The organism is Streptomyces sp. NPDC029216 (genome assembly GCF_040648015.1).
In the GTDB taxonomy this organism is placed as follows: Bacteria; Actinomycetota; Actinomycetes; order Streptomycetales; family Streptomycetaceae; genus Streptomyces.
On the sequence record NZ_JBEZWL010000261.1, the window covers coordinates 1 to 4654 of the forward strand.

Consider the following 4654-nt stretch of genomic DNA (forward strand, 5'->3'; position numbering starts at 1 on the left):
GGGGGGGGGGGCGGGGGGCCGGGGGCGGGGGCTCCCGTAGCGGTGCGCACGTCCCGGCAGGCGGCCGCCCCCCTTGGGGGGCGGCGGCCGGTTGCGGGGCGGGGCCGTCGGTCGGCGGTGCGGGGCGGTCCGCGGCAGGAGTCCGGGCCGCGGCCGGGGACCGCCCCGAGGTCGTGGAGGCGGGTCGGGGGCGGTCCGTGGTCAGGGCCGTGGGGGCGGGGGCGGGCCGGGTCATGAGGGCTCCGCGCGGTCCGCCGCCATGCCCGCCGCGTCCAGGAGGGCCGTGCCGACGATCAGGTCGGCGCCGCCGAACTCCGGGTCCTCCAGCAGGGTGCCGTCGTCCACCGCGAACAGCAGGCGCTCCTCGCCCTGGCGGTACGCCGTGCCCACCGCCGGGCTCGCCGCGTGGACGGCGAGCAGGGCCACCAGGTACGGAAGGTCGGGGTCCTCGCGGCGGGCCTCGGCGAGCAGGCCGGACAGGCGGCGCGGGGCGTCGTGCGGCAGGTCCAGGAGGCGGGTCGCGGCCGCGAGCTGCTCCTCGCTGAAGCGGCTGTCGTCCGGGGTCGCGATGAGGTCGGGCTCGGGCATCTCCACGCCGAGGTGCTCCCGCTCCAGCGGCGGGGTCAGCAGGATCTCCACCAGGTCCGCGACCCGGACCGAGACGGGGGTGCGCAGGCCCGTGCCGGCCGCGAAGAACGCGTCGGTGACCCGGGTGGCCTCGGCCACGGGCAGCGGCAGCACCGGGGCGACGAGCTGCCCGTACAGGTCGATCCCGGAGCGCGCGGCGGGCGCGGCGAAGGCCTGGCGGTCCTGTTCGGCGCGGAAGAGCGGGCCGGCGTCCAGCAGCCGGGACTGGAGCTGGGTGTGCCGGCGGATGCAGTCCTTGACGATGTCGACGAGCTCGGCGGCGCGCCGCTTGTTCTCGGGGTCCTCGGCCTCGTCGCGGGCCTTGCGGATGTTGGTGAGGATGGCGTTCTCGTGCCGGTAGCGGTCGGCGACGTGGTCGAGGGCCTCGGCGATCATGTCCGGGACGGCCTGGAGCCAGTCGACCGCGCGGACGTTGCGCCGGGTGGCGTCGAGCGTGCGGCGCAGGGTCTCGGCGTACTGGACGGTGCGGTAGCGGGCCTGCTCGGCGGCGAGCTGGGCGTCGGCGAGCCGGCCCCGGCTGATCAGGACCTCCAGCTTGACCTCGGCGGCGATCTGGGCGCTGGTGACGTCCGTGTCGAGGGCGCCGACCAGGACGTTGACGGCCTCGTCGGTGGTGCGCAGGTAGACCGCGCCGCCGTGCCCGGGGACCTCCTCGATCAGCTTGAAGTCGTAGTCCCGGCGGACGTAGACGCCGTCGGCGCCGAAGGTGCCGTAGATCGCGCGGAAGCCGCGGTCGACGCTGCCGACGTTGATCAGGTTCTCCAGCACCCAGCGGGCGACCCGCTCGTGCTCGGCGGCCGGCCGGCCGGGGGTCTGGGCGGCGACGCGTGGCAGCAGCCGGGCCACTATCTGCTCGTGGTCGGCGCCCGTGTCGAAGTCCATGTTGAGCGTGACCAGGTCGATCGCGGACAGCGCGACCTCCGCCATCGCGTAGACCCCGTACTCGCCGGCCAGGTTGGCCTTGCGTACGTCGAGGTCGTGCAGCGGGGCGGTGCAGGCGAGGGCGCGCAGCCGCCGGGCGAGGCCCTCGTCGGCGGCCGGGCCCGGCGCCGGGGAGGGAAGGGTCTTCGCCGGGGCAGGGAGAGTCACGTCGAAAAGATTAGGCGGTGTCACGGACAACATCCCAAACGGCATGGTTCGGCCGGAACGTCCCCGGCTCCGCGGAAGGCCGCGGAAGGCCTCTGCGGCGCGCGGCGCGTGCGCTGTTCTACGCTCGCCGCATGGCTTCCATGATCACATCCCCAGCGGCCGCGATCGACCTCAACGCCGACCTCGGCGAGGGCTTCGGGCGGTGGACGCTCACGGACGACGAGGCCCTGCTGTCGGTGGTCACCAGCGCGAACGTGGCCTGCGGCTTCCACGCGGGCGACCCGTCGATCATGCGGCGGGTGTGCGAGCTGGCCGCCGCGCGGGGCGTACGGATCGGCGCGCAGGTCTCGTACCGGGACCTGGCGGGTTTCGGGCGGCGGGCGATGGACGTGCCGGCGGAGGAGCTGGCGGCGGAGGTGGCGTACCAGATCGGGGCGCTGGAGGTGTTCGCGCGGGCGGCCGGGTCGAAGGTGTCGTACGTCAAACCGCACGGCGCGCTGTACAACCGCACGGTCCATGACGCGGACCAGGCCGGCGCGGTGGTCGCCGGGGTCCGGCTGGCCGCCGGGGACGCCGGGCTGCCGGTGCTGGGGCTGCCCGGGTCGCTGCTGCTGGCCGCCGCCGCGGAGGCCGGGCTGGAGGCCGTACCGGAGGCCTTCGCCGACCGGGCGTACACCCCGCTGGGCACGCTGGTCCCGCGGGGGACGCCGGGGGCGGTGCTGCACGATCCGGACGCGGTGGTCGCACGGGCGGTCCGGATGGCCGCCGAGGGGGCGGTGACGGCTTCCGACGGCTCCCCCGTGGCGGTCCGCGCGCGCTCCCTGTGCCTGCACGGGGACACCCCCGGGGCGGCGGGGCTCGCGGTGCGGGTCCGGGAGGCGCTGGGGGCGGCGGGCGTACGGGTGGAGGCGTTCGCGTGAGGGCCCTGGTGGTGGGGCGGGAGGCGCTGCTGCTGGAGGCGGACTCGGCCGGGGAGGTGGCCGCGCTCCACGCCGAGCTGCTGCGCCGGCGGGACGCGGGCGAGCTGGGCGGTGTGCGGGAGGTGGTGCCGGCCGCGCGGACCGTGCTGCTGGACGGGGTGCGGGAGCCGGGGGCGCTGGCCGCGCGGATCGCCCGCTGGGAGGTTCCGCCGCTGGCGGAGGCCGAGGGTCCGCTGGTCACCGTCCCGGTGCGGTACGACGGGCCGGACCTCGCGGAGGTGGCCGCGGCCTGGGGGGTCGCGCAGCGGGAGGTGGCGGGGCTGGTCGGGGGCGTCGTCTTCCGGGTGGCCTTCTGCGGGTTCGCACCCGGCTTCGGATACCTGACGGGCCTCCCGGAGCGGCTGTGGCTGCCCCGCCGCTCCACGCCCCGCACGGCGGTCCCGGCGGGCTCGCTGGCGCTGGCCGGGGAGTACGCCGGGGTGTACCCGCGCTCCTCCCCCGGCGGCTGGCAGCTGATCGGCTCCACGAACACGGTCCTGTGGGACCCGGCCCGGGAGCCGGCGGCACTGTTCGCACCCGGGGTACGGGTGCGGTTCGAGGAGGCGGGGGCGTGAGGGTGGGCGGGTTGTTGGTGGTGCGGGCCGGGGTGCTGACCACCGTGCAGGATCTGGGGCGGCCCGGGTACGCGCATCTGGGTGTGCCCCGGTCGGGGGCGCTGGACACCGGCGCGCACGCCCTGGCCAACCGGCTCGTCGGGAACCCGGCCGGGGCCGCCACCCTGGAGACCACCCTGGACGGGGTCCGGCTGCGCGCCCTGGCCCCGGTGACGGTGGCGGTGACGGGAGCGCCGTGCGCGGTACGGGTCTCCGGGCGCCCGGCGGCCTGGGGTGCGCCGGTGTGGCTGCCGGCGGGGGCGGAGCTGGACGTGGGCCGGGCGGAGTCCGGGCTGCGGGGGTACGTGGCGGTGCGGGGCGGGTTCGCCGTGCCGGCGGTGCTGGGCAGCCGCTCGACGGACCTGCTGTCGGGGCTGGGGCCGCCGGTCCTGTCGGACGGGACGGTGCTGGAGGTCGGGGCGGCGGGGCCGTCCCCGGTGGCCGCGGCGGACGCGGTGGGGGTGCCGGGGCCGCCCGTGGCGGAGCTGGTGCTGCCCCTGCGGCTCGGGCCGCGGGCGGACTGGTTCACGTCGGCCTCGGTGGCGGCGCTGCTGTCCTCGGCGTACCGGGTGTCCCCGGCGTCGAACCGGATCGGGCTGCGGACCGAGGGCGGGCCGGGGCTGGTGCGGGCGCGGGGCGGGGAGCTGCCGAGCGAGGGGATGGTGCTGGGGGCGGTGCAGGTGCCGCCGGACGGGCTGCCGGTGGTGTTCCTGGCCGACCATCCCGTGACGGGGGGCTACCCGGTGGTCGGGGTGGTCGGCCCGGGGGCGGCGCTGGACGCCGCCGCGCAGGCCCGGCCGGGGGTGGCGGTCCGCTTCGTCCGCGCCGGGGCCTGACGCCGCCGGGGCGGGCGGGGGTTGCGGGCCCTGCCGGCGGCCGGCCCTCGCCGCACCGGCCGGGCCGGTCGGCCGGGGCCTGCGGCTGGGTTGCCGCTGCGCGGGGAGGTCCCCTACCCGCCCTTCCTCCCCCGGCTACCGCTGGGAGGTGCCCCCCCCAGTTCCCAGGGGGCGCTGCCCCCACCCCCGCGCCTCAATCGCCGACGCGGCTACAAACACGGCGCTCCGTGCCCGCGCCTCAAGCGCCGGCGGGGCTGAAAGAAGCCCCCAGAGCTCCGGCCGGCCGGCGGCTTCGCCGGCGGGGCTGGAAGGCCGGATGCTGCGCCCCCGCTCAAACACCGGCAGGGCGGGAAGGACCCCGGGCTCCACCCGGCCCGCGGCCCCGCCGGCGGGGCTGAAGAACCCGAGGCTCCGCCCCGCCCCGGCCCGGCGGAGCCCCCGGGGTCCCGGGGGTTACACCGCCGACCACCTGGCTATGCGGCTGCGGCCGGCCGACTGGAAGAAATCC

Annotated in this window: 4 protein-coding genes; 3 read left to right on the forward strand and 1 reads right to left on the reverse strand. The window is 77.8% G+C overall.

Features of this window, described 5'->3' with window-relative positions; translation table 11 throughout:
• Positions 1-231 precede the first annotated feature (231 nt).
• Positions 232-1782 carry a hypothetical protein gene (locus AB0F18_RS38450; protein ID WP_362069973.1) on the reverse strand — a complete coding sequence of 517 codons (1551 nt, stop codon included), beginning with the start codon at positions 1780-1782 and terminating at the stop codon, positions 232-234.
• A 95-nt stretch (positions 1783-1877) separates the two neighbouring features.
• Here AB0F18_RS38450 and AB0F18_RS38455 point away from each other — a divergent pair, with 95 nt between their 5' ends.
• Genes AB0F18_RS38455 through AB0F18_RS38465 form a run of 3 tightly spaced genes read left to right on the forward strand, consistent with a single transcriptional unit; the run spans position 1878 to position 4146 of the window.
• Positions 1878-2657 (forward strand): 5-oxoprolinase subunit PxpA, encoded by a 780-nt coding sequence (locus tag AB0F18_RS38455; protein WP_362069976.1) that lies wholly within the window; start codon positions 1878-1880, stop codon positions 2655-2657.
• Complete coding sequence (locus AB0F18_RS38460; protein ID WP_362069979.1) at positions 2654-3271, forward strand: allophanate hydrolase subunit 1; 618 nt, start codon at positions 2654-2656, stop codon at positions 3269-3271. Before AB0F18_RS38455 ends, AB0F18_RS38460 begins: the two co-directional genes overlap by 4 nt.
• Before the next feature lie 2 nt (positions 3272-3273).
• On the forward strand, positions 3274-4146 hold the full coding sequence (locus AB0F18_RS38465; RefSeq protein WP_362069982.1) for a biotin-dependent carboxyltransferase family protein: 873 nt from the start codon (positions 3274-3276) through the stop codon (positions 4144-4146).
• Positions 4147-4654 lie beyond the last annotated feature (508 nt).

Coding starts and splice junctions, on each gene's coding strand:
- AB0F18_RS38450 (WP_362069973.1), bottom strand. CDS start 1,782: ATGCCGTTTGGGATGTTGTCCGTGACACCGCCTAATCTTTTCGACGTG.
- AB0F18_RS38455 (WP_362069976.1), top strand. CDS start 1,878: ATGATCACATCCCCAGCGGCCGCGATCGACCTCAACGCCGACCTCGGC.